At 68.8% G+C, this 22,227-nt stretch carries 18 protein-coding genes; all 18 read left to right on the top strand.

Annotation, left to right across the window (positions count from 1 at the left end; translation table 11 throughout):
* The first annotated feature begins 39 nt into the window (after positions 1 to 39).
* The 18 genes from ACFXIV_RS40435 to ACFXIV_RS40520 all read left to right on the top strand — a co-directional run bounded on the left by ACFXIV_RS40435 (position 40) and on the right by ACFXIV_RS40520 (position 22,075).
* The gene (locus ACFXIV_RS40435) at positions 40 to 1,608 is read left to right on the top strand and encodes an MFS transporter (protein WP_379403021.1); all 1,569 of its coding nucleotides are present in this window, start codon (positions 40 to 42) and stop codon (positions 1,606 to 1,608) included.
* Between the two features lie 5 nt (positions 1,609 to 1,613).
* Positions 1,614 to 1,979 carry a transposase gene (locus ACFXIV_RS40440; RefSeq protein ID WP_379403020.1) on the top strand — a complete coding sequence of 122 codons (366 nt, stop codon included), beginning with the start codon at positions 1,614 to 1,616 and terminating at the stop codon, positions 1,977 to 1,979.
* Positions 1,980 to 2,215: 236 nt separating this feature from the next.
* The gene (locus ACFXIV_RS40445) at positions 2,216 to 3,403 is read left to right on the top strand and encodes an FAD-dependent oxidoreductase (protein ID WP_379403019.1); all 1,188 of its coding nucleotides are present in this window, start codon (positions 2,216 to 2,218) and stop codon (positions 3,401 to 3,403) included.
* Positions 3,393 to 3,905 (top strand): ester cyclase, encoded by a 513-nt coding sequence (locus tag ACFXIV_RS40450; protein WP_379403018.1) that lies wholly within the window; start codon positions 3,393 to 3,395, stop codon positions 3,903 to 3,905. Before ACFXIV_RS40445 ends, ACFXIV_RS40450 begins: the two co-directional genes overlap by 11 nt.
* Positions 3,902 to 4,672 carry a 3-oxoacyl-ACP reductase family protein gene (locus ACFXIV_RS40455; protein WP_379403017.1) on the top strand — a complete coding sequence of 257 codons (771 nt, stop codon included), beginning with the start codon at positions 3,902 to 3,904 and terminating at the stop codon, positions 4,670 to 4,672. Before ACFXIV_RS40450 ends, ACFXIV_RS40455 begins: the two co-directional genes overlap by 4 nt.
* A 59-nt stretch (positions 4,673 to 4,731) precedes the next feature.
* On the top strand, positions 4,732 to 5,130 hold the full coding sequence (locus ACFXIV_RS40460) for an acyl carrier protein (RefSeq protein WP_379403016.1): 399 nt from the start codon (positions 4,732 to 4,734) through the stop codon (positions 5,128 to 5,130).
* Between the two features lie 5 nt (positions 5,131 to 5,135).
* Positions 5,136 to 5,576 (top strand): 3-hydroxyacyl-ACP dehydratase FabZ family protein, encoded by a 441-nt coding sequence (locus tag ACFXIV_RS40465; RefSeq protein WP_379403015.1) that lies wholly within the window; start codon positions 5,136 to 5,138, stop codon positions 5,574 to 5,576.
* Positions 5,573 to 6,829, top strand: coding sequence for a beta-ketoacyl-[acyl-carrier-protein] synthase family protein (locus ACFXIV_RS40470; protein ID WP_379403014.1), 1,257 nt, complete (start codon positions 5,573 to 5,575; stop codon positions 6,827 to 6,829). Before ACFXIV_RS40465 ends, ACFXIV_RS40470 begins: the two co-directional genes overlap by 4 nt.
* A complete protein-coding gene (locus tag ACFXIV_RS40475) occupies positions 6,826 to 7,230 on the top strand; it encodes a 3-hydroxyacyl-ACP dehydratase FabZ family protein (RefSeq protein ID WP_379403013.1) in 405 nt (134 codons plus the stop codon). Before ACFXIV_RS40470 ends, ACFXIV_RS40475 begins: the two co-directional genes overlap by 4 nt.
* Positions 7,227 to 8,510 (top strand): beta-ketoacyl-[acyl-carrier-protein] synthase family protein, encoded by a 1,284-nt coding sequence (locus tag ACFXIV_RS40480; protein ID WP_379403012.1) that lies wholly within the window; start codon positions 7,227 to 7,229, stop codon positions 8,508 to 8,510. Before ACFXIV_RS40475 ends, ACFXIV_RS40480 begins: the two co-directional genes overlap by 4 nt.
* Positions 8,507 to 10,822 (top strand): beta-ketoacyl synthase N-terminal-like domain-containing protein, encoded by a 2,316-nt coding sequence (locus tag ACFXIV_RS40485; RefSeq protein ID WP_379403011.1) that lies wholly within the window; start codon positions 8,507 to 8,509, stop codon positions 10,820 to 10,822. Before ACFXIV_RS40480 ends, ACFXIV_RS40485 begins: the two co-directional genes overlap by 4 nt.
* Positions 10,819 to 11,580, top strand: coding sequence for an alpha/beta fold hydrolase (locus ACFXIV_RS40490; protein ID WP_379403010.1), 762 nt, complete (start codon positions 10,819 to 10,821; stop codon positions 11,578 to 11,580). The genes ACFXIV_RS40485 and ACFXIV_RS40490 overlap by 4 nt, the downstream gene beginning before the upstream one ends.
* Before the next feature lie 2 nt (positions 11,581 to 11,582).
* The gene (locus ACFXIV_RS40495; protein WP_379403009.1) at positions 11,583 to 12,029 is read left to right on the top strand and encodes a nitroreductase/quinone reductase family protein; all 447 of its coding nucleotides are present in this window, start codon (positions 11,583 to 11,585) and stop codon (positions 12,027 to 12,029) included.
* Complete coding sequence (locus ACFXIV_RS40500; protein ID WP_379403008.1) at positions 12,026 to 13,186, top strand: FAD-dependent monooxygenase; 1,161 nt, start codon at positions 12,026 to 12,028, stop codon at positions 13,184 to 13,186. Before ACFXIV_RS40495 ends, ACFXIV_RS40500 begins: the two co-directional genes overlap by 4 nt.
* 15 nt (positions 13,187 to 13,201) lie before the next feature.
* Positions 13,202 to 13,651 carry a hypothetical protein gene (locus ACFXIV_RS40505; RefSeq protein WP_379403007.1) on the top strand — a complete coding sequence of 150 codons (450 nt, stop codon included), beginning with the start codon at positions 13,202 to 13,204 and terminating at the stop codon, positions 13,649 to 13,651.
* Positions 13,652 to 13,697: 46 nt separating this feature from the next.
* Entirely contained in the window at positions 13,698 to 19,181 is a 5,484-nt protein-coding gene (locus tag ACFXIV_RS40510; protein WP_379403006.1) for a carboxyl transferase domain-containing protein, read from the top strand.
* 16 nt (positions 19,182 to 19,197) lie between these two features.
* On the top strand, positions 19,198 to 19,659 hold the full coding sequence (locus ACFXIV_RS40515; RefSeq protein WP_379403005.1) for an anthrone oxygenase family protein: 462 nt from the start codon (positions 19,198 to 19,200) through the stop codon (positions 19,657 to 19,659).
* A gap of 253 nt (positions 19,660 to 19,912) precedes the next feature.
* Positions 19,913 to 22,075 (top strand): MMPL family transporter, encoded by a 2,163-nt coding sequence (locus ACFXIV_RS40520; protein ID WP_379403004.1) that lies wholly within the window; start codon positions 19,913 to 19,915, stop codon positions 22,073 to 22,075.
* The last annotated feature ends 152 nt before the right edge of the window (positions 22,076 to 22,227 follow it).

Here is a 22,227-nt window from a genome sequence, read left to right on the forward strand (position 1 = left end):
GTTCTGGAACTATAGTACATCGTTCTATAGGAGGGCGGCGTGAATACACCCACTACCGAGCAGGCGCAGAACCAGCAGGATGCGGCTGCGCCGGCTACTTCGACCCCACCGGCGCAGGCGGGGGCCCGGCGCTGGATTGCCCTGGCCTTCATCTGCGTCAGCGTGCTCTTGGCCGTGGTCAACAGCACCGTCGTGAACATCGCGTTGCCGACCCTGGGTCGTGATCTGGGCGCTTCCACCACCGCGATGCAATGGATCGTCGACGCCTACACCCTGGTGTTCGCGGTCATGCTGCTGACCGGTGGTGGTCTCGGTGATCGCTTCGGCCGCAAGACCACGCTCCACATCGGCCTGGTTCTGTTCGCGATCTTCTCGCTGGCGGCCGCGAACGCCGACAGCACCGGCCAGCTGATCGCCGCGCAGGCGGCGATGGGATTGGCTGCCGCACTGATCTATCCGGCGACGCTGGCGCTGCTGTCGACGATCTTCACCGATCGCAAGGAGCGGGCCGCCGCCATCGGCATCTGGTCGGCTGTCTCCGGTCTCGGCGCCGCGGTCGGGCCGGTCGCGGGCGGGCTGCTGCTGAAGCACTTCTCGTGGAACTCGGTGTTCCTGGTCAACCTGCCGCTGATCGCGGTGGCGCTGGCCGGCGGCCTGGTGCTGCTGCCGAATTCGCGTGCCGAGCGCATCGGGCGTTTCGATGTGCTCGGTGCGCTGCTGTCCATGGCGGGTGTCGGGCTGCTGGTCCGCACGGTTATCCAGGCTCCGGCCGACGGCTGGCACTCGGCGCTCACGTTGGGTGGATTCGCGGCTGCTGCACTGCTTTTCGCCCTGTTCGCCTGGTGGGAGTCACATACCGACGAGCCGCTGCTGGATATCGGTATCTTCCGTGATCGCCGGGTGACGGCGGCCTGCGTGGCGATCCTGATGGCCTTCCTCGGCCTGCTCGGATTCGTCTTCCTGATCACGCAGTACTTCCAGGCGATCCGCGGTTACGACACCTTGAAGACGGGCTTGGCCATTCTGCCGTTCGCCGCGGTCATGGGTGTGATGTCCCCGCTGGGCATGGCTTTGACCGTCAAGATCGGCCCCCGCATCGTCATCTGCCTCGGAATGCTCTCGCTCACCGGCGGTTTCGTGATCACCACACAGGTGACCGCCACCTCGAACTACTGGGGATCGGTCGTCGCGTCGATGGTGCTGATGGCTGCGGGGCTGGCGTGGGGCACTGCACCGGCCACCGAGTCGATCATGAGTTCGCTTTCGGCCGACAAGTTCGGCGCCGGATCGGCAGTCAATGACACCACTCGCGAAATCGGTGCGGCCCTGGGTATCGCGGTCATCGGATCGGTGATGAACCAGGTGTTCGCGGACCGGATCGCCAGCGGCTTCGGGCCCCTGGGCCTCCCGGCCGAACCGGCATCGAAGTCGCTGGTGGCCGCGCTGGGCGTGGTCTCGGACCTGCGCGGACAGCCGGCGGTCCAGGCCCTCGCGGTGACGCGGAGCGCGTTCATGGATGCGTTGCACTCCGGGGCGACGGCCGCCGCGGTGGCCACGGCTTCCGCGGCCGTCGTGGTGGGCATCCTCATGCCCGGCCGGAGGGGGTGAGGCCGGTGTCCAAGCGGTACCCGGCCGAAGTCCGCGGGCGGGCATTGGCTTACGCGCTCGAGCACTTGGACGAGTACCCGTCGGTGTACGCCGCCGCCCAGGCGATCGGCCCCACGATGAGCGTGCATCCGGCCAGCCTGCGCCAATGGATCCTCGCCGCGCGCGGGCCCGAGGATGAAAGTGAGGAGCTCGCGGGGCTGCGCCGCGAGAACCGGGAACTGCGGCACGCCAACGCGATTCTGAAGCTCGCCTCGGCGTATTTCGCGCAGGAGATGGTTTCGGAATCGGTCTGCCCGGCTGTCTTCGATCCACTCGGGGAACGGGTGGAATTGGTAGACGAGGACACCGTGGAAGAAGGCAGAGAAGAATAATTGAACGCCCGTCCAGCGGAATGAAAGCCGTAGTCCTGAAAGGGACTACGGCCATTCCCGTATGGTTTTGATTTCTGCGTCGCCGAGTTGTGTTGGGGCGAAATTAACTCGACCGACAAGTGCAGAGGTCTTAATTCAGTGCAATACTCGCTGCAGGCAACGTGAACGGCGCAGTGCCGCACCGGATCACAGGTAGTCCATTCTCTGGTCCCGGCGAATATTTCTCGAGGGGCGGCATGCTCAACTCAGGCAAACCCATTCTCATTATCGGTGGCGGCATCGGTGGTTCCGCCGCCGGCGTCGCGCTGCGGCAGGCCGGCCTCGACGCCGTCGTGTACGAGGCGCGCACCCAGCGCGGCACTCGTTACGGCGGTTGCTATGTGCTCTGGTACGCGGGCCGCCGTTCGCTGCGCCGACTGGGCCTGGGCGACAAGGCGGAAGCCGCGGGCCAGCGGGTCGACCGGTTCGAGATGTGCGACGAACGCGGAGTGATCCTGTACCGCATCGATATGGACCGACGATCCGTCGACCCCGAGCTCCGGCCGCTGGCCATCCGACGTGCCGACCTGGTCGACCTGCTGCACACCGAACTGGGATCCGAAGCCCTGCAGCTCAATTCGACACTGCGCGAGTTCGACGATTCGGCGCGCGGCGTGCGGGCGACTTTCACCGACGGCCGGGTCGAATACGGCTCGGTGCTGGTCGCCGCGGACGGCTTGCAGTCGCGGGTCCGGGCGCACCTGCACGGGTCGGCGGCGCCGCGGCACCCTGGGTACGCCCACTGGTCGGGGATCGCCGAATCAGATTGCGGTGCACCGAAACACACCTTCCGCATCATGCACGGCCGGGCCGCTCGGTTCGCCTTCTTCCCACTCGGGGACGGCAAGGTCTGCTGGTGGGCGACCCGCCGGGCGCCCGCCGGGCCCGCCGGGGACCATCTGGGTCAGCGACCCGCGCTCGGGATGGCCTTCCGCGACTGGCATCCGCTTGCGGGTGCGCTGCTTGCCGCCACGGACCCGGCCACCCTGCACCGCCGCGACACCATGGACCGGCCGCCGCTGCGGCGCTGGGGTCGCGGCCGGGTCACTCTTCTCGGTGATGCCGCGCACGCCATGACCTTCGACCTCGGCCAAGGCGCCGGCACCTCGCTCACCGATGGCGTGATGCTGGCCCACCACCTGGCGCGGGCGCGGGCGCCGCTGGCCGGGCTGCGCGACTACGAGCGCGCCCGACGGGCGGTGACCGTGCCCCTGACGGTCGCCTCGCGCCAGATCGGCGCCGGTACCGCCTGGGGCGGGCCGCTGGGTCCGCGCCTGAACCACGCCATCCTGCGCACGATCGGCGCTCGGATCACTCCGGCGCTGCTCGAACTCGACGCCCGCAGCCATCTCGCACTCGAAACGGAGCCGGCACATGCCGAATAGGACCACGACCACCGAACAGAACAGGGCGCTCATGGAGCGCTATATCCAGCAGGCATGGAACGAAGGCGATTGGAGTGTCGCCGAAGAGCTCATCGACGAGAACGCGGTCTTCCACGACCAGGTTCGCGAAGGCAAGCTGCCCCCGGGACGCGCAGGCGTGCGGGCCGCCATGGAGATCATCCGGGTCGGCATGCCGGACTTCGTGATGGATCTGCAGGAGATCATCGCCGATCGCGACCTGGTGGTCATTCGCTGGAGCGCGACCGGCACGCACGCCGGGGTATTCAACGGGCTGCCGGCCACCAATCGCGTGGTGACGCTGCACGCGATGAGCATCGTGCGGTTCCGGGACGGCAAGATCGTCGAAGGCTGGCAGGAGGCCGACCAGCTCGGGATGGGCCGTGAACTCGGCATGGTGCCCAAATCCGACATGCCGCGGCCGATTGCGAGCCTGCTGTCCTTCGCCATCCGCACCCGCGATCGCCTGGTCGGTGCGCGATGAAACTCGACGGCAAGATCGCACTCGTCACCGGTGGCGCCCGCGGCATCGGCCGCGCCATCTGTCTGGCGCTGGCCGACGAGGGCGCGGATGTCGCGGTGAACTATCGCGCCAGCGACGCCGCTGCCAAGGAACTCGTGGGCGAGATCGAGAGCCGCGGCCGGCGGGCCATCGCCGTGGCCGGTGACGTCTCGGACCCGGCCGCCGCCGAAGAGCTTGCGGCGCAGACTATTGCGGCACTGGGCGGGCTGCACGTCCTCGTCAACAATGCCGGCATCGCCAACGACAAGCTCATCTACCACATGAGCGCCGACGACTGGCGTGCGGTGATGGACGTGAACTTCGGCGGTGTGTTCAACGGCACCAAGGCTGTCCTGCAGCATTTCATGAGCCGGCGCGAGGGCGCGATCGTCAATATCTCGTCGGTGATGGGCGAACGTGGCTGGGTCGGACAGGCCAACTACTCCGCGTCCAAGGGCGCGGTCAACGCCTTCACGCGGTGTGCCGCAATCGAACTGGCCCGCTTCGGCATCCGCGTGAACGCGGTACTGCCCGGGTTCACCCCTACCGACCTGGTCGCCGAACTCGTCGACAAGGGCGGCAAGGGCATCAAGAAGCAGGTCCCGATGCGCGGGTTCGCCCGCGTCGAGGACATCGCCGGCATGGTCGTCCACCTGGCCGGACCTGACGCCGCCTACACCACCGGCGCGACCATCGCCGTCGACGGCGGCGCCGGCGCCCAGCTCGGCCTCGGCCGCCCCGAATGGTAAGCCGCACAACCTCTTCCACACCGTGCTCTTTGCACCCCGTGAATAGTAAGGAAACACCGATGAACGACACCCTGTTCGCCCAGGTCCGCACCGCTGTCGCCGAGGCCCTCGGCATCGAGGAGGACGAGGTGACCGCCGCGGCGTCGCTGCTCGACGAGCTCGGCGCCGAGTCCATCGACCTGCTCGACATCCTGTTCCGCATCGAGCGGCTCACCGGCACCAAGGTCACCGTCGCCGAGCTGTCGAACTATGTGCAGGGCGGCATCCCTGACGCCGAGTTCGGCGACGAGGAGGCCAATGTCATCACCGAAGCCGGTATGGCACAGCTGAAGAAGGTCATGCCGCAGCTGGCCGACATGGACCTGGACGGCAAGCTCGCGCCCGAGCGCGTGATGGCCCTGTTCACCGTCGCCAACCTGGTCGCCCTGGTGGAGACCCGCGCTACCGTCACCGCCTGAGCGCCATGCGTTTCCACCTGATCGACCGGATCGACGAGTACGAGCCGAGTCTCCGCGTCCGCGGCCGCAAGCTGGTTTCGGGCGCGGAGTCGGGCCTACGCGGAAGCGCGGGCGGACCGGTCCTCAACTCTCCGCTCGTGCTCGAAGCACTGTGCCAGGCCGGCACCTGGCTGATCATGCTCTCCACCGAGCGCCGCAAGCGCGCGGCGCTGCTGCAGATCGGCAGCGTCGAATTCAGCGGCGTCGCAAGGCCCGGCGATGAGGTGGTCCTGGACGGCGTCGTCGAATCCATGTCCGACGAAATGGCCGTGCTGTCGGGCACGGCCACCGTCGACGGCGTGCCGATCATGCGCGCCACCGACATCATGTGCGCCCTCATCGACGCGGGCGATCTGGCCGAGGACGCGGACTCGCTCCGCCTGCTGGAAGGACTGGTGCGATCGTGAGGCGAGTCGCCATCACCGGTGTCGGGGCGGTCACACCCGTCGGCAATGACGCCGAAACCACCTGGAATGCCTTGCGGGAAGGACGATCCGGCGTCGGCGCCATCACCGCCTTCGACGCCTCGAGCTTCGCGGTCCACATCGCCGGCATGGTGAAGGACTTCGACGCCGAGACCGCCATCCCCGACCCGGCACTGCGACGCGACCTTTCCCGTCCCGGTGCCTTCGGTGTCGCCGCCGCCCTGGAAGCCCTCGCCGATGCGGGCCTCGCGGACGGCGGCGACTACCGCCCGGCCGAGCGCGGCGTCAGCGTCGGCGCCACGGCCGGGCGGCCCGCGCTCGCGGAGATGGCCGAGATCTTCCATCGGCTGCGCGAAGAGCTGCCGCTGTACCGGCAGCCGGTCGAGCATGTGCGCGAACGTGATCAGAACACCCCGGCGGCCGCCATCGCCCGGGCGGGCGGCTGCACCGGGCCGATGGTCGGCGTCTCCACCGCCTGTACCGCCTCCGGGCATGCGCTCGGCGAGGCGTACCGGATCATTCAGGAGGGCGAGGCCCGGATGATGCTGGCCGGCGGCTACGACTCGCTGATCTCGTGGCTGGACGTGCTCGGCTTCTCCCTGCTGGGTGCGCTCACCACCGACCACGCCGACGAACCGCAAAGGGCCTCACGGCCTTTCAGCGATGACCGGTCCGGATTCGTGCTCGGCGAGGGCGCGGTGATGTTCGTGCTCGAGGATCTGGAGTCGGCCCGTGCCCGCGGCGCGCACATCCATGCCGAGATCGTCGGGTACGCGGCCACCATGAACGCCTACCGCATGACCGACCCGCCACCGGACGGCGGCGGTGTCAGCCTGGCGATGGCGCAGGCACTCGAGGACGCCGGTCTGCCGGCCGCCGAGGTCGGATACATTGCCGCGCACGGGACTTCGACGCCCGGCAACGACATCTGTGAGACCCGCGCGATCAAGGACGTGTTCGGCGCGCACGCTGACGAACTCGCCATCAGCTCGGTGAAGTCCATGATCGGTCACCTCACCGCCGCGGCCGCCGGCGCCGGGCTGCTCGGCGCGCTCGGCGTGCTGCGCACCGGATACGCCCCGCCCACCATCAATCTCGAGCGGCCCGACCCCGCCCTCGATCTGAACTACGTCGCGAACACCGCACAGGCGGTCGACACCGACACGGTGATGGTCAACGCGTTCGCGTTCGGCGGCACCAACGCCTGCTTGATCCTGAGGAAGGACACGCCATGACCGCCATCACCGCGCCGGCGCCGGCGCTCGCCGACCTGGATCGCATCGTCGAGCTCGAGCCGGGCCGCACCGCCGCGGCAGTGCGTAATGTGCCCAGCACACTGCCCCTGTTCGACAGCCATTTCCCGCGCTTTCCGGTGCTGCCCGGCGTGCTGATCCTCGGCTCGCTCGGTGTGCTCGCGGGGTTGCTGGTTTCCGAAACAGTCGGTGGCAGCTGGCAATTGACGGCGGCACGCACGGTCCGGTACCGCCATTTCGTGCGACCGGGGGACCGCATGCAGCTCCACGTCGACCTGCTCGAGCCCGGCGTTTGCAGCGGCCGGGTGCTGGTGGACGGCAAGCGGGTGACGACCGTCGCCCGCCTCGAGCTCTCGGCGATCGGCACCGGGGGTGCGCTGTGAAACGGGTTGTCATCACCGGAATCGGGCTGGTCACCGGTCTCGGCGTCGGCACCGCCGAGACCTGGAAGGCGTTGCTGGACGGCCGGAGTGCGGTCGGTGACCTGCGCGGTTTCGACGCCGGTTCGCTGCGTTCGCGGCTCGGCGCGGAGGTCTCGGACTTCGATCCGGCGCCGTTCGCGGCGAATCGGCGCGTGCTGCGCAATATGACCCGCAATGACCAGTTCGGCGTCGCCGGTGCGTCCCTGGCCCTCGCCGACGCCGCCGTGACGATCGACGATCCCGATCGCGCCGGGCTGTTCCTGGGCGGCAACAAGGAGATCTCCGAGCCCGCCAAGGTGCTCGACGCGGTGCTGCTGGCCCGAAACCCGGACGGCACCGCGGATCTGGCCCGCATGGGCACCGAGGGAGCCGCGGCGTTCTACCCCCTGTTCTATGTGGAGGGCTTGCAGGCGGCCGCACTGTTCTACATTTCCCAGGCGCACGGATTGCGCGGCACCAATACGTATTTCGCCGGAACCGCCGAGGTCGGCGCCACCGCGATCGGCCGGGCCTTCCGCGCGGTCCGGCGCGGTGAGGCCGCGGTCGCGGTCGCGGGCGGCTTCGACGACCCCACCTCGTGGTGGAGCATGACCAAGCTCGATCCGGCCGAGGTCTTGAGTATCCGCAACGAACTCGGTCCGGCCGCGGTCCGGCCCTACGGGCGGCACCGCGACGGCTTCGCGCCCGGTGACGGGGCTGCGTTCGTCGTCGTCGAGGACGCCGAGTCCGCCGCCGAGCGGGGAGCGTCGGTCTATGCCGAGATCGCCGGTTTCGGAAGGGGATTCGCGGCCACGGGCACCGATGACACCTCGGGAGCGATCGGTGCGATCACCGCCGCGCTGGCCGAGGCCGGTCTCGAAGCCGACGGGATCGACTGCATCGTCGCGGAAGGCTCCGCGGTCCCCACCGTCGACGCCGCCGAGATCGACGTGCTACGAACGGTTTTCGGTTCTCGGCTCGAACAAATCCCGGTCACCGCGGTCACCGCGGCGACCGGCCACCTGGTGGCGGGCGCGGGTGCGCTCAATGCGGCGGTGGCCGCGTTGATCGTGAAACACGGTGCGGTGCCGCCCATCTCCACCCTGACCGATCCGGACCCCGCGTGCGCGGGGCCGCGCTGGATCACCGAACCGGGCCACCAACAGCTCGTCGGCGCCGTGCTGGCCCTGGCCCGCGGCTTCCAGGGTCAGCATGTCGCACTCGTCCTCCGGGCACACACAGCAAGGACAGCACTGTCATGAACACACCGGTCACGAACGCTCCCTGCCGCGTCGCCGTCATCGGCGTCGGCGCCATCACCTCCCAGGGACCGACCGCCGAGGATCTGTGGCTCGGCGCGAGCTGGGGCCGGGTGGCCATCCGCCCGGTCGAGCACATGTCGATGGACGGCTTCCGTACCCGCATGGCCGGGGAGGTGACCGACGCGCCCGCTCCCAAGCACGAGGTCGGATATCCCGAGGGATTCGCCGACTGCGCACTGGATTTCGCGCTGATCGCCGCCGAGGAGGCGATGGAATCGGTCGGCGCGATCAACCAGGTCGTCCCCGCCGAACGATTCGGCGTGGTGCTCGGCACCTGCAATGCCGGGCTGCTCAGCGCCCGGCACTGGTACCGCGGCCGCGACCTGGGCGAGCCGGTCGATCCGCGGGTGCTGCTGTTCACCCCGCCCCAGGCGCTGGCCGAGGCGGTCGCGGGCGCCTTCGGTGCGCGCGGGCCGGTGTTGTCGGTCAATACCGCGTGCGCGGCCGGCGCGAACGCGGTCGGCTACGCCGCCGACCTGATTCGCGCCGGGCGCGCCGACGCGGTCCTCGCCGGCGGCACCGACGCGCTCTCGGATGTGCTCGTCGCGGGATTCAATTCTCTCGAATCGCTGTCTCCGGTGCCCGCCGCACCGTATTCCAAAGATCGGCAGGGACTTTCGCTCGGCGAGGGCAGCGGCATGCTGGTCCTGGTGCGCGCCGACCTGGCCGCGAGTGTGGGCCGCCCGATCCTGGCCGAGGTGGCCGGGCTCGGACTGTCGGCCGACGGGTATCACGCCACCGCGCCCCGCCCCGACGGCACCGGTGCGGCGCGCGCCATCCGGGCCTCGTTGCGCGCGGCGGGTCGCCGGCCCGAGGACGTGGTGTACGTCAACAGTCACGGCACCGGTACCGCCAAGAACGATCCGGCCGAAACCATGGCGATGAAGGTCGGTCTCGGCGCGGCCAGCCGCACCATCGCGGTCAGCAGCACCAAGTCCATGATCGGCCACCTGCTGGGCGCTGCCGGCGCGGTCGAGGCGATCGTGACCGTGAAGGCGATCGAGGAGCAGGTCGCCCCGCCCACGGCGAACTACACCCCGGGTGACCCGGAGTGCGACCTGGACTACACGCCGAATATTCCACGCAGCCTGGACATTCCGGTCGCCATGTCGAACAATTTCGCCTTCGGCGGCGCCAACGCCTCGCTGGTGCTGACCCGCGGCCCGTCCGTGCCCGCCACGCCGGTCGCCGATCGCGTGGTGATCACCGGCATCGGCGCGCTCACCTGCGCCGGGACCGGAACGGCCGCGCTGCGCGAGGCCTTTGCGCAGGGGAAGCTCTGCACCGCGGCGGAATCCGGCGCGCGCATCGGCCGGGTGCCGCTCGATGCGGCCGAGTACCTCACGGCCAAGGCGCGCCGCCGGATGGACCGGCTCGGCATCTTCAGCGTCGTTGCCTCCCGGCTGGCCCTCGAGGACGGCGGCCTGGTCATCGACGACGACAACCGCACGCGCGTGGGCACGGTGCTCGGCACCGGCATCGGCCCGATGGATTCGATGGAGGCCTTCGCGCGGCCGCTGTTCGACAACGGGCCGCTCGCGGCCAGCCCCGCGCTGTTCCCGAACACCGTCTACAACGCGGCGACCGGGCAGGTGACGATGCACGTGGGTGCGGTCGGGCCCACCACCACGGTCACCACCGGGCATGCCGCCGGCGCGGCCGCGCTGGCCTACGCCTGCGACATTCTGACCCGCGACGAGGCCGACAGTATGCTGGCCATCGCGGCCGATACCCTCACCGACACCGTCATCGACGCCTACCGGGCCGTCGGGCCGATGGCCACCGCGGGATTCGGGATCGCCGAAGCCGGAATCGCCGTGTTGCTGGAACGCGCGAGCACCGCGGCCGCCCGCGGCGCGACGCCGTGCGCGGAACTGCTCGGCTACGGAATCGCCTCGGACGCACAGGGAGTCGGCCGCTGGGATCGTACGGGCCGCGGCGTCGAGCGCGCGGCGCGCCAGGCGCTCGAGCAGGCCGGTGTGGAGCCCGGCGACGTGCGCGCGGTGTGGACCAACAGCATCGGCGTTCCGGCGGCCGACGAGCCGGAAATGTCCGCACTGTCACGGGTTTTCGCCGGGAATTCGACAACCCGGTGGTTCGATCCGAAACGGCTGTTCGGGGAGCCGATCGGCGCGGGCGGCCCGTTGGCGCTCGCCCTGGCGCTCGGCCCCGGCCTGGATGGACCGGCCCTGCTGGTCAGCAGTTCACTGGGCGGCACGCACTTCGCCCTCGTCGTCGGACCGGTCCTATGACCCGCAGGCCACGACCGCTGGCCCAGCAGGTCGACAGCGGCGGAGTGCACCAGGGATACGGCGAATTGCCCGGCGCCGGGCCGCCGCTGGTGCTGCTGCACGGTGTCGGCGCGCGCTGGCAGGTCTACGGCCCGCTGATGGTCGCGCTGTCCGACCACTACCGCCAGTACGCGCCCGATCTGCGCGGGCACGGCGTCTCGAGCCGGTCGGCCGACTACGGAATCGGTGATTTCGCCGATGACGTCATCGCGTTCATCGCCGATGTCATCGGCGAGCCGGCCCATCTCTACGGGCATTCGCTGGGCGGCTGGGTCGCTTTGACCGTCGCCGCCCGGCGTCCGGATCTGGTGCGGTCGTTGATCATCGCCGACTCCGGGATCTATCCCGCCGACATCCCGCGCGAGACGGCGATGCTGTGGCTGGCCGGGCTGCCGCTGGCCTTGCGCTCGCTCGCGAAGTCGCTGGATCAGTTCGACGCGCAGGTCCTCGCCCAGTACCACAACGGACGCATGACCCGCGACTACGACCCGGACGCGCTGCTGGCCCGGGTCGGCTGTCCGGCCTTGCTGATCCAGGGCGACGCCGAGCGCGGCGCGTTCATGTCGGACCACGATGTCCGGCGGGCGACGGCATTGCTCGGCGATGTCCGCCACGTCCACCTCGAGGGTCTCGGCCACGGCCTGCACATCGAGGACACCACCGGCGTGGCCGACACCCTGCGTGAATTCCACCGAACCATCTCTTCGATCAGGAGCTGATCATGCCCACCTTCGTCGATCGCGCGAAGAACCTATTCCCCTCGCTGATCATCCGCTCGCCGTTCCACGGCATCATGAGCGCGAAATACGGCATGCTGACCTTCACCGGTCGCAAGTCGGGCCGGACCTACACGACTCCGATGGCCTATGTGCGCGAGGGCAATCGGGTGTTGCTGTCCACCGACTCGCCGTGGCACCGCAACCTGGCCGGCGGTGCGCCGGTCTCGCTGCTGCTGCGTGGCCGCACGGTCCAGGGTGTCGCCACCTCCGTGTACGACCCCGTCGAGGGCGCGGCCATTCTGCGCAAACTCGTGGATGCCATTCCCTCCTACGCGGGTCCGGCCGAGCTCGCCACCGAAAACGGCCGGGTGTCCGATGCCGAGATTGTGCGGGCGGTCACCCAGGCCGGCCGGGTCAGCATCTCGGTGGAACTGGGTGCGGGCCAATGACAATCGGACGGGTCATCATCGCCGGAGCCGGGATCGGCGGGCTGACCGCCGCCATCGCCCTGCGCCGGGTGGGCATCGACGTGGTCGTCGTCGAGAAGGTCGGCAAGGCCGACGACCTCGCCAAGGGCGCCGGAGTGCACCTGTGGGCCAATGCCTTACGGGCCCTGCAGCACCTGGACCTCGCCGACCGCGTGGCCGCGATCGGCACCGAGATCACCGCACACAGCTACCTCGACTGGCGGGGCCGCCGACTCGGCGGGCTGGACCTGGCCGCACTGGGCAGCGAAATCGGCGCTCCATCGGTCGGGTTGAGCCGCCCGCAGCTGCACCGGCTGCTGCTGGAAACCGTCGGCGCGGACGCGCTGCGACTCGGGGTCGAACTGATCGGGTTCGAGCAGAACACCCAGCGCGTGCTGGCCAGGCTCGCCGACGGCAGCACCGTCGACGGAGATGTGCTCATCGGCGCGGACGGGATCTCCTCGATCGTGCGCCGCCAGCTGCACGGTTCGGCCCAGCCGCACTACTCCGGGATCACCGCTTGGCGCGGCATCACCGACTACACCGATCCCGAGATCCCGGTGGGCGAGATGCGGATCTACTGGGGACCGGGCGCGCGGATTCTGCACTACAACGTGAGCGGGAACCGGCTCTACTGGCTCGCCCTGGTGAAATCGCCGCCGCGGGTTCCGGATCCGGCCGAGGGCCGCAAGGCGGCCGTGCTCGATGTCTACCGCGGGTGGCCCGCCCACATCCAGCGCATGCTCGCCGCCACCACGCCGGAAGCGATTCTGCGCACCGATATCGTCGACCGGGATCCGTTGCCGCACTGGGGACTCGAACGCGTCAGCCTGCTCGGTGATGCCGCCCATCCGATGACGCCCGATATGGCGCAGGGCGCCGGGCAGGCGATCGAGGACGCGGTATGCCTCGCCCGGGTACTGACCTCGGCCACCGACCCGGTAGCCGGCCTGCACGAATACGAGCAGCGCCGCCTCGGCCGCGCCAACGAGTTCGTGAAGACCTCGCGGATCGTCAGCCGGATGAGCCTGATGGAAGCCGCACCGCTGCGGGCGGTGCGCGACAACGTCGTACTGCGCACCGTGTATGCCATGCAGTCCGCGGGCCGGGCCCGCGCCGATCTCACTCCGCAGCTGTAGAAGGGACCACGCCCGATGTCCATCCAAGAGCAGACCCTCCCGTCGGCCGTCCAGGTGCCGACGTTCACCACCACGACCCGCCGCATCGCCGGAATCCTGTTGCTGATCATGGTCGGGGTGGAATTCGGCGGCTACTTCCTCACCCGGATCGACGCCGGAAAGGTGCCGCAGACCGCGTTCCAGGACAGCTTCGCCCGGGCGGGCCACGCGCACGCCGGTGTGCTGCTGATCCTTTCGCTGATCTCGCTGATCCTCACCGATTCGGCGCGGCTGACCGGATGGTTCGGCCTCCTTACCCGCCTCGCGACACCCGTTGCGGCCGTACTGATCTCGGCCGGATTCTTCTTGTCCGCCATCGGCACCGGGCGTACCCAGCCGAACTCGCTGGTGGTGCTGCTCTGGCTCGGGGTGGCGAGCCTGACCATCGGATTGGTCACCCTCGGCGTGTCCCTGCTGCGTCGCTAGCCGTCCCGAATCCCCGTCTCGAAGTCGTTCCGCTTCAGGAGTAGTCATGTTCACGCGCATCGCCATCGTCAACCGTGGGGAAGCGGCTCGCCGCCTGATCCATGCGGTCCGGGAGTTCAATGCCGAGCACCGCGATCGTGAACCGCTACGGACCATCGCCCTATACACCGATGGCGAACGTCAGGCCGGGTTCGTCGGCGACGCCGACCAGGCCTACTGCCTGGGACCGGCCGCTGCCCGACCCTATCTGGACCTGGCGGTGCTGGAGCGGGCGCTCACCGAGACCGGCGCCGACGCCGCCTGGGCGGGCTGGGGTTTCGTGGCCGAGGACCCCGCCTTCGTCGAGTTGTGCGACCGGCTGGGCGTGACGTTCCTCGGTCCGAACGCCGAGGCCATGCGCGCGCTCGGCGACAAGATCGGTGCCAAACTGCTCGCCGAGCAGTGCGGTGTACCGGTGGCCGCGTGGAGCCGGGGAGCGGTCGACTCGCTGGCCGGCGCCTTGGCGGCGGCCGAGGAGATCGGGTACCCGTTGATGCTCAAGGCCACCGCGGGTGGCGGCGGCCGCGGCATCAGGATGGTCACTTCGGCGCAAGAGCTGCGTGAGGCCTACGCCCGCACCAGCGAGGAAGCCCTCCGATCATTCGGCAATGCCACGGTGTTCCTGGAACGGCTGGTCAACGGCGCCCGCCACATCGAGGTGCAGGTGATCGCCGACGCGCACGGCACCGCGTGGGCGCTCGGCGTGCGCGACTGCACGATTCAGCGCCGCAACCAGAAGATCATCGAGGAATCCGCCTCGCCGCTGCTGGACGCGGAACAGATTGCGACGGTGAAGAATTCGGCCGAGCAGCTGGTCCTCGCGGTCGGCTACCAGGGCGCAGCCACGGTGGAATTCCTCTACCAGCCGCAGGAGCGGCTCTTCGCCTTCCTCGAGGTCAATACGCGCCTGCAGGTCGAGCACCCGGTCACCGAACTGACCACCGGAATGGATCTGGTGAAGGCCCAGATCGAGGTGGCCGCCGGGCTGCCGCTACGCGGCACCCGCCCGCTCGAGCGTGGACACGCGGTCGAGGCGCGGCTCAATGCCGAGGACGCCGACCGGGACTTCGCTCCCGCGCCGGGGCGCATCGAACTGCTGCGCTGGCCGGTCGGGCCGGGTATTCGCATCGATACCGGTGTCATCGAAGGCGATGAGATCCCACCGGATTTCGACTCGATGATCGCGAAGATCATTGCCTACGGCCGGGATCGCAACGAGGCGCTGGCGCGACTGCGGCGGGCCGTCGCCGAGACCACCGTGGTGATCGAAGGCGGTGCGACCAACAAGAGTTTGGTGGCGGCTCTGCTGGATGCTCCCGAGGTTATCGACGCCACCGCGGATACCCGGTGGGTCGATCGGGTCCGCGCGCTGGGCGGATTGGCGCCCGCCCAGCAGACGGGAATCGCGTTGGCAGCCGCGGCGATCGCCGGCTACGAGGAGGATGAGCAGGCGCGCCGGACGAGGCTGTGGGAGACCGGGCGCGGTGGTCGCCCGCAGATCCTCGACGAGCCCATTCGCGCGGTGGAGGTGAAGCTGGCCGGGCGCACCTATCGCACCTCCGCGGCCCGGACCGGAGCCGATCGGTACCGAATCGACATCGACGGAACAGGTTTCGATGCCGTCGTCGAACGTCGTGACCGGTATTCGAGCCGGTTGACCGTCGCCGGCCGCACCTACCGCATCGTCACGGCCATTCATGGCACCGTGCATGTTGTCCAGGTCGACGGGGTGGCGCATCGGGTCAGCCGCGACGAGGGCGGTGCGGTGCGCGCTCCGGCCCCGGCACTGGTTGTCGCGACGCCCGTGGCGGCCGGGGACGAAATCGCTGCCGGCGCACCGGTTCTGGTGCTGGAGAGCATGAAGATGGAGACGGTGCTGCCCGCGCCGTTCGACGCCCGCGTTCGTACTTTGCTGGTCTCGGTCGGCAGCCAGGTTGCTACCGGAACCTTGCTCGCTCAGTTGGAGCCGGTGGGGGAGACCCTGGAGTCGGCCCCGTCGGAGCCGGTCGATCTGCTGCTTCCGGTGCCGTCGGATGAGGACTCCGGGGGCGGCGCGCGGTGGGCGTTGCAGGAACTGTCGAATGTGATCCTGGGTTTCGACCACGCCGACGAATCCGAGCCGGCCCTGGCGCGCTATCTGCGCACGCGTAGTGAGCTTTTCGCGCGGCATGGTGCGCCGCCGGCCGCCGAGGCCGATGTGATCGAAACCTTCTGCGATATCGCCGAACTGTCGGATCCGGTGCCGGAGACCGACTCGCATCGCAGCCGCCGCGAGCAGTTGCACGTCTACCTGCAGAGTCTGGACGTCCGTCGCGGCGCTCTGTCCGCCGGGTTCCGGCAGGCGCTGACCGCCGGACTGCGTCGATATGCTGTCGACGGATTCGAGCGCACGCCCGAGCTCGAACAGGCCGTGTATCGAATCGTGCTGGCGGGCAGGCGGCTCGACGAGGCCACCCGAATTGTGCGGGAGCTGCTGAAGGTGTGGCTGAGCGAGCCGCTCCCGGACAGCGATGCGGCGGTCCGGGCCGCCCTGGAGCGGTTGATCCGAGTCGGAGTGGCGCGCACCCCGGTGCTGGCCGACCTGGCGCGCAGCGTCGAGTTCCGGTGGTACCTGCACCCGGAGGCCGAAGCGGCGCGCGCCGCCATGCTGGCCGGGCTCGCGGACGAACTGCGAACGCTGGCAAGCCTTCCGGACTCGCTGGAGCGCACGCGACGGATCACGGCCATCGCCGACATTCCCGAATCGCTGGATCGTATCCTGGTGGCCCGCCTGCGACGCGATATCCATGCTCCGGTGGATCCGCTGCTCGAGGTGATGTGTCGTCGCCGCTACGGGGAACAGCATCTGCGCAGCGTGCACACTGTGACCGTTGCCGGGCGCGCCTACGCGGTCTGCGACTACAGCCTCGAATTGCAGCCGCGCAACACCGTTCCGACCACCTGCGTCGCCACCGTGGCCCGAATCAGCGACCTGCGGGACGGGCCGTCCGGGGCCGTGGTGAGCGCCCTGTGCGGTCTGCTCGACGGCGCTCCCGCCGACCACGTCCATGTGGTCGATCTGCTGCTCTGCTGGCCCGACGCGCCGGGCTCGGTCGAGGAACGCGCGTCCGACCTGTTGGATGCGCTGCGCAGGACTGCACTCGCGTCGCACGCACGCCGCATCGCCGTCGCCCTGGCACCGCCCGACGGTGCGCCATTGGAACACTTCACTTTCCGCCGGCGCGCCGGTGATCTGGTGGAGGACAGCGTGATTCGTGGGGTGCACCCGCTGGTCGGCCGACGGCTGCATCTGTGGCGGCTGCGCAACTTCCGGCTCGACCGCCTGGCCGCGCCCGCGGACATGGCCGTCTACCACGCGGTCGCCCTCGACAACCCCGCCGATCAGCGACTTGTCGCCATGGCCCAGGTACGTCGCTTCGAACCGGTGCGCGACGGCGTCGGTGCGATCATCACGGTGCGCGGTGCGGAGACGGTGCTCAATGCCTGCGCGGAAGTGGTGGCGCAGGCGCGGCGCGAACTCGATCCGGTCGGCACGCGGCTGGAACTCAATCACGTCTGGCTCGACATCCGGCCGGTTATCGACGAAGACACCGCCGCACTGGCGGAATGGCTCCACGTCACCGCGCCCCAGATCGTTCGGGCCGGAATCCAGGAAGTGGTCGTACACGGCCGCGTCCGCCAGCCCGACGGCTCCTACGACTTCCAGGTCACCCGATTCAGCTACGACCTGACCGGCGGTACCGAGGTCACCGTCGACGCACCGCCCGCGGAACCTCTTGCGCCGCTCACCGATTACGACCAGAAAGTAATGCGGGTGCGCCGCCGCGGTGCGCTCTACCCGTACGAGCTGATCGACCTGGTACGCGGGAAGAACGGGAAGTTCACCGAACTCGACCTGGGCCCGAACGGGGACGGGCTGCAAGAGGTCGACCGGCCGCGCGGACACAACGAAGCCGGGATCGTCGTCGGCGCGGTGACCACGCCGACCGAGCTGCACCCCGAAGGCGTGCAGCGGATCGCGCTGTTCGGCGATCCGTATCGCGAACTCGGTGCGCTCGGCGAACCCGAATGCGCACGCATCGACGCCGCCCTCGATCTGGCCGAGCGTCAGGGGGTTCCGCTGGAGTGGTACTCCCTGTCGTCGGGGGCACGGATCTCGATGAACTCCGGCACCGAGAACATGGACTGGGTGGCCCGGGTGCTGCGCCGCATCGTCCAGTTCACCCAGCACGGCGGCGAGATCAATATCGTCGTGGCCGGTATCAACGTCGGCGCCCAGCCGTACTGGAACGCTGAAGCCACCATGCTCATGCACACCAAGGGAATCCTGGTGATGACCCCCACCAGCGCCATGGTCCTGACCGGCAAGCAGTCCCTCGACTTCTCCGGCGGCGTCTCCGCCGAGGACAACTTCGGCATCGGCGGATACGCCCGGGTCATGGGCCCCAACGGCCAGGCCCAGTACTTCGCACCGAATCTCGCGGCCGCGCACGAGATTCTGATGGACCACTACGAGCACACGTATGTTGCCGCCGAAGAGTCCGGGCCGCGCCGGGCCGCGACCGCCGACCCGGTCACCCGTGACGTCACCGAGTTCCCGCACCGGCACCCCGACAGCGACTTCACCACCGTCGGCCAGATCTTCAGCGCGGCCACCAACCCCGACCGCAAGAAGGCGTTCTCCATCCGCGCTGTGCTGCACGCCGTCTCGGACCAGGACCACCCGCTGTCGGAACGGTGGGCGGACATGGCCGAAGCCGAGACCGCCGTGGTGACCGACGCCCGCATCGACGGTCGCCCCATCTGCCTGATCGGCATCGAATCCGCACAGGTCGCACGGCACGGCTTCCCGTCGGCGGACGGCCCGGAGGCATTCACCGCCGGAACCCTGTTCCCGCTGTCGTCGAAGAAGGTGGCTCGCGCGATCAACGCCGCCAGTGGAAATCGGCCGGTCGTGGTGCTGGCGAACCTGTCCGGATTCGACGGGTCCCCGGAGTCGATGCGGCGGCTGCAACTCGAGTACGGCGCCGAAATCGGCCGTGCCATAGTGAATTTCGACGGCCGTATCGTGTTCTGCGTGATCTCCCGCTACCACGGCGGCGCCTTCGTGGTGTTCTCCAAGGCGCTCAATCCCAATATGACGGTCCTGGCCGTCGAGGGGTCCTACGCCTCGGTGATCGGTGGTGCGCCCGCAGCCGCGGTGGTCTTCGCCCGCACCGTCGACGCCCGCACCACCGACGACCCCCGCGTCCGCGGTCTGCGTCAGCGCCTCGATGCCACCGACGATGCCGGCAAGCGCGCCGAGCTGGTCACCGAACTCGCCGATCTCACCACCGCCGTGCGGGCCGAACATCTGTCGGCACTGGGCGCGGAATTCGACGGCGTCCACAGCATCCAGCGTGCGGTGCAGGTCGGCTCGGTCGATACGGTGATCCCGGCCGCGGAGCTGCGCCCGCGCATCGCCGCCGCAATCTCGATCCGGCCCGAGTAGGTACCGAGGAAAACCGATGAACTGGTTCGCATTCACCGCCCTGGTAGTCACCGGATTCACCGCCTGCGCCGAATTCGGTTCCTACGCCTTCGTCCACCCGGTTGTGCGGCGCTTGCCGCAGACCGAGCACATCCGAGTCGAGCAGGGCCTACTCCGGACATTCGGGCGCGTGATGCCACCGTTGATGATCGTCACCACGATCATCGGTGTGAGCTACGCGGTGCACGTCTGGCACCTCGGCGGCGCGACCCGCGTCCTCGGGCTGGCCGCAGCCACGTCGTTCGTGGTGGCGATCGTCTCAACGGTGATCTTCAACGTCCCCATCAACCTGGCCACCGGGCGGTGGAACGCCGAAGAGCCACCGGCGCAATGGAAGCAGACCCGGGACAAATGGGAGTTCTTCCAGGGCCTGCGATCCTGGCTGCTCCTGATCGGATTCATCTTGCTCGCTGCGACGGCCTCCGCGCAGATGGGTTGATACCGGGCCGGTTCATATTTCGAATACGAAGCCGCTGTGGTCGAGATGCACTCGACCGCAGCGGTTTTCGCGTGGTAGGCGAGTGCGGATTTTCCGCGGCCGACCGGGTTGACAGCCCGTCGGGCTCTAGTAGAACGTTGTTCTATAGCAAGGACGCTCCCCGAATCCGGCCCATGCACGACCACGTACCTGATGGGAAACGCCAGTCATGTCTGACCAAGTCCTGTCCACCCCGACACCTGACATCGACAGAGTGAGCAGACTGGGGGGCCTGTTATATCGAAGGGCCCGTACGGTTCTCGCGTTCAGTGTCCTCATTCTCATCGCTGCCGCGTTACTGGGGGTGGGGGCATTCGGCAAGCTGCAGGGCGGCGGTTTCGACGACCCGGCCGCGGCATCGAGCCGCGCGGCGGCCGTCATCGACGATCACTTCGGTGGTCAAACCAATCTGGTGCTCATGGTGCACGCGAACAGCGGTTCGGTGGACACCCCCGCCGTCGCGGATGCCGCCCGGCAACTCACCGAGAGGGTCGCTGCGGAGCCCGGGCTGAGTCAGGTCGCCTCCTACTGGACAACGGCCGCGCCGGCCATGAAATCTCGGGACGGCGCCAACGGGATCGTTGTCGCGCACATCGACGGCGACGCCACCCAGGTCAGCGAACGTGCTGCCGTGCTCGTCGATCGATACCGGGGGCCGAGCGGGCCGATCACTGTCGGCGCCGGCGGAAGTGCCGCAGTCCAACACGATGTCAACGATCAGGTCGCCAAAGACCTCGGGCTCGCCGAATCGATCGCGATCCCCATCACCCTGATCCTGCTGGTGCTGGCCTTCGGGAGCGTCGTCGCCGCGCTGGTCCCGTTGATCCTCGGTGTGGTCGCCATCCTGGGGACCTTCGCCGAACTCGACCTACTGGGCCGAATCACCGCAGTGTCGGTGTATTCGGTCAATCTCACGACCGCACTCGGGTTGGCGCTCGGGGTGGACTATGCCCTGTTGCTGGTCGCGCGGTTCCGTGAAGAGCTCTCCGGTGGCGCCGACGTGCGCGAGGCGGTCGCGGCGATGCTGCGTACGGCCGGACGCACCATCGTGTTCTCCGCGACCACCGTGATCGCGGCGCTGGCCGCACTACTGGTGTTCCCCGAATTCTTCCTCCGGTCATTCGCGTACGCGGGCATGGGCGTCGTCGCCGTCGCCGCGATCAGTGCGCTCACCGTCGTGCCCGCATTGCTGGCGGTTCTCGGTCACCGGGTCAACGCCTGGTCGCTGCCCTGGTCGAAGGCTCATCGCGGCTCGGACGCTCCGGCCTGGGGCCGGCTCGCCGCCGCTGTGACCCGGCGTCCGATCGCAGCCGCGCTGCCGGTCGTCGCGATCCTCGCGCTGGTGGCCGGTCCGTTGCTCGGAGTCGGATTCTCCATTCCCGACGAGCGAGTGATGCCCGCCGGCGCCGCGAGCCGCCAAGTGTCGGACACCTTGCACGACGACTTCGACGGCTTCGGTCATGCCTCCGTCGACGTCGTCATCGACGGTCCCTCGACAACGTCCGCGATCGCCGACTACGCCGCCCGGGTGTCCCAACTGCCCGGCGTCACCGGCGTGACGACCAGCCTCGGTACCTGGGTGCACGGCAATTCCACCGACACCGGTCCCGCGGTCGCCGTGCTCGCCCAGCCGGGCTTGCAACGACTCACGGTCGCCAGCGACCTGGACGAGAAGTCCGCTGCGGCAAGTGATCTGGTGCGTTCCGTACGTGCCGCTGCTGCTCCTGCCGGCGCCGTCGCGCTGGTCGGCGGCGTCGATGCCCAGCAGCTCGACACCGAGTCCTCGATCGGATCCCGGCTCCCCATCGCCGCCCTGATGATCGTCGCGACCACGTTCGCGCTGTTGTTCGCATTCACCGGCAGCGTCGTACAACCGCTGCGCGCACTGCTGCTCAACGCTCTCGGCCTTTCCGCCGCACTGGGCGCCATGGTGTGGATCTTCCAGGACGGGCATCTGAGCGGGCTGCTCGGATTCACTCCACGCCCCACCGACACCGCCATGGCCGTGCTTTTGTTCTGTGTCGCATTCGGGCTGTCCATGGACTACGAGGTGATTCTCACCAGTCGCATCAAGGAGTTGCACGACCAGGGCGCAGCCACGACCGACGCGGTCATCCACGGCCTGGCCAAAACTGGGCGGATCGTCTCGACTGCCGCCGGCTTGCTCGCAGTCAGCTTCTTCGCATTCGGTGTGTCGAAGGTCAGCTTCATCCAGATGTTCGGTCTCGGCACGGGCCTGGCGATCTTGATCGACGCCCTGCTCATCCGTGGCATCCTGGTGCCCGCCGCCATGAGCCTCCTGGGCGGGACCAATTGGTACGCCCCCGCTCCGCTGCGTCGGCTGCACCGCTATATCGCCCTCCAGGATCACAGTTGAACCCTGCGACGAGGTCGGCCCCCAGTCAAAAGTAGGTACCCGACAGGGACATTCTGCGCCCGTTGTAGGCAGGAGGCGCAGCACGACGGCGAACCGCCCGACCATTCGTTGACAGTTCTTGTAGAACGGTGTTCTACTTCTGCTCGAGACGA

The organism is Nocardia sp. NPDC059236 (assembly GCF_042754085.1).
Taxonomy (GTDB): Bacteria; Actinomycetota; Actinomycetes; order Mycobacteriales; family Mycobacteriaceae; genus Nocardia.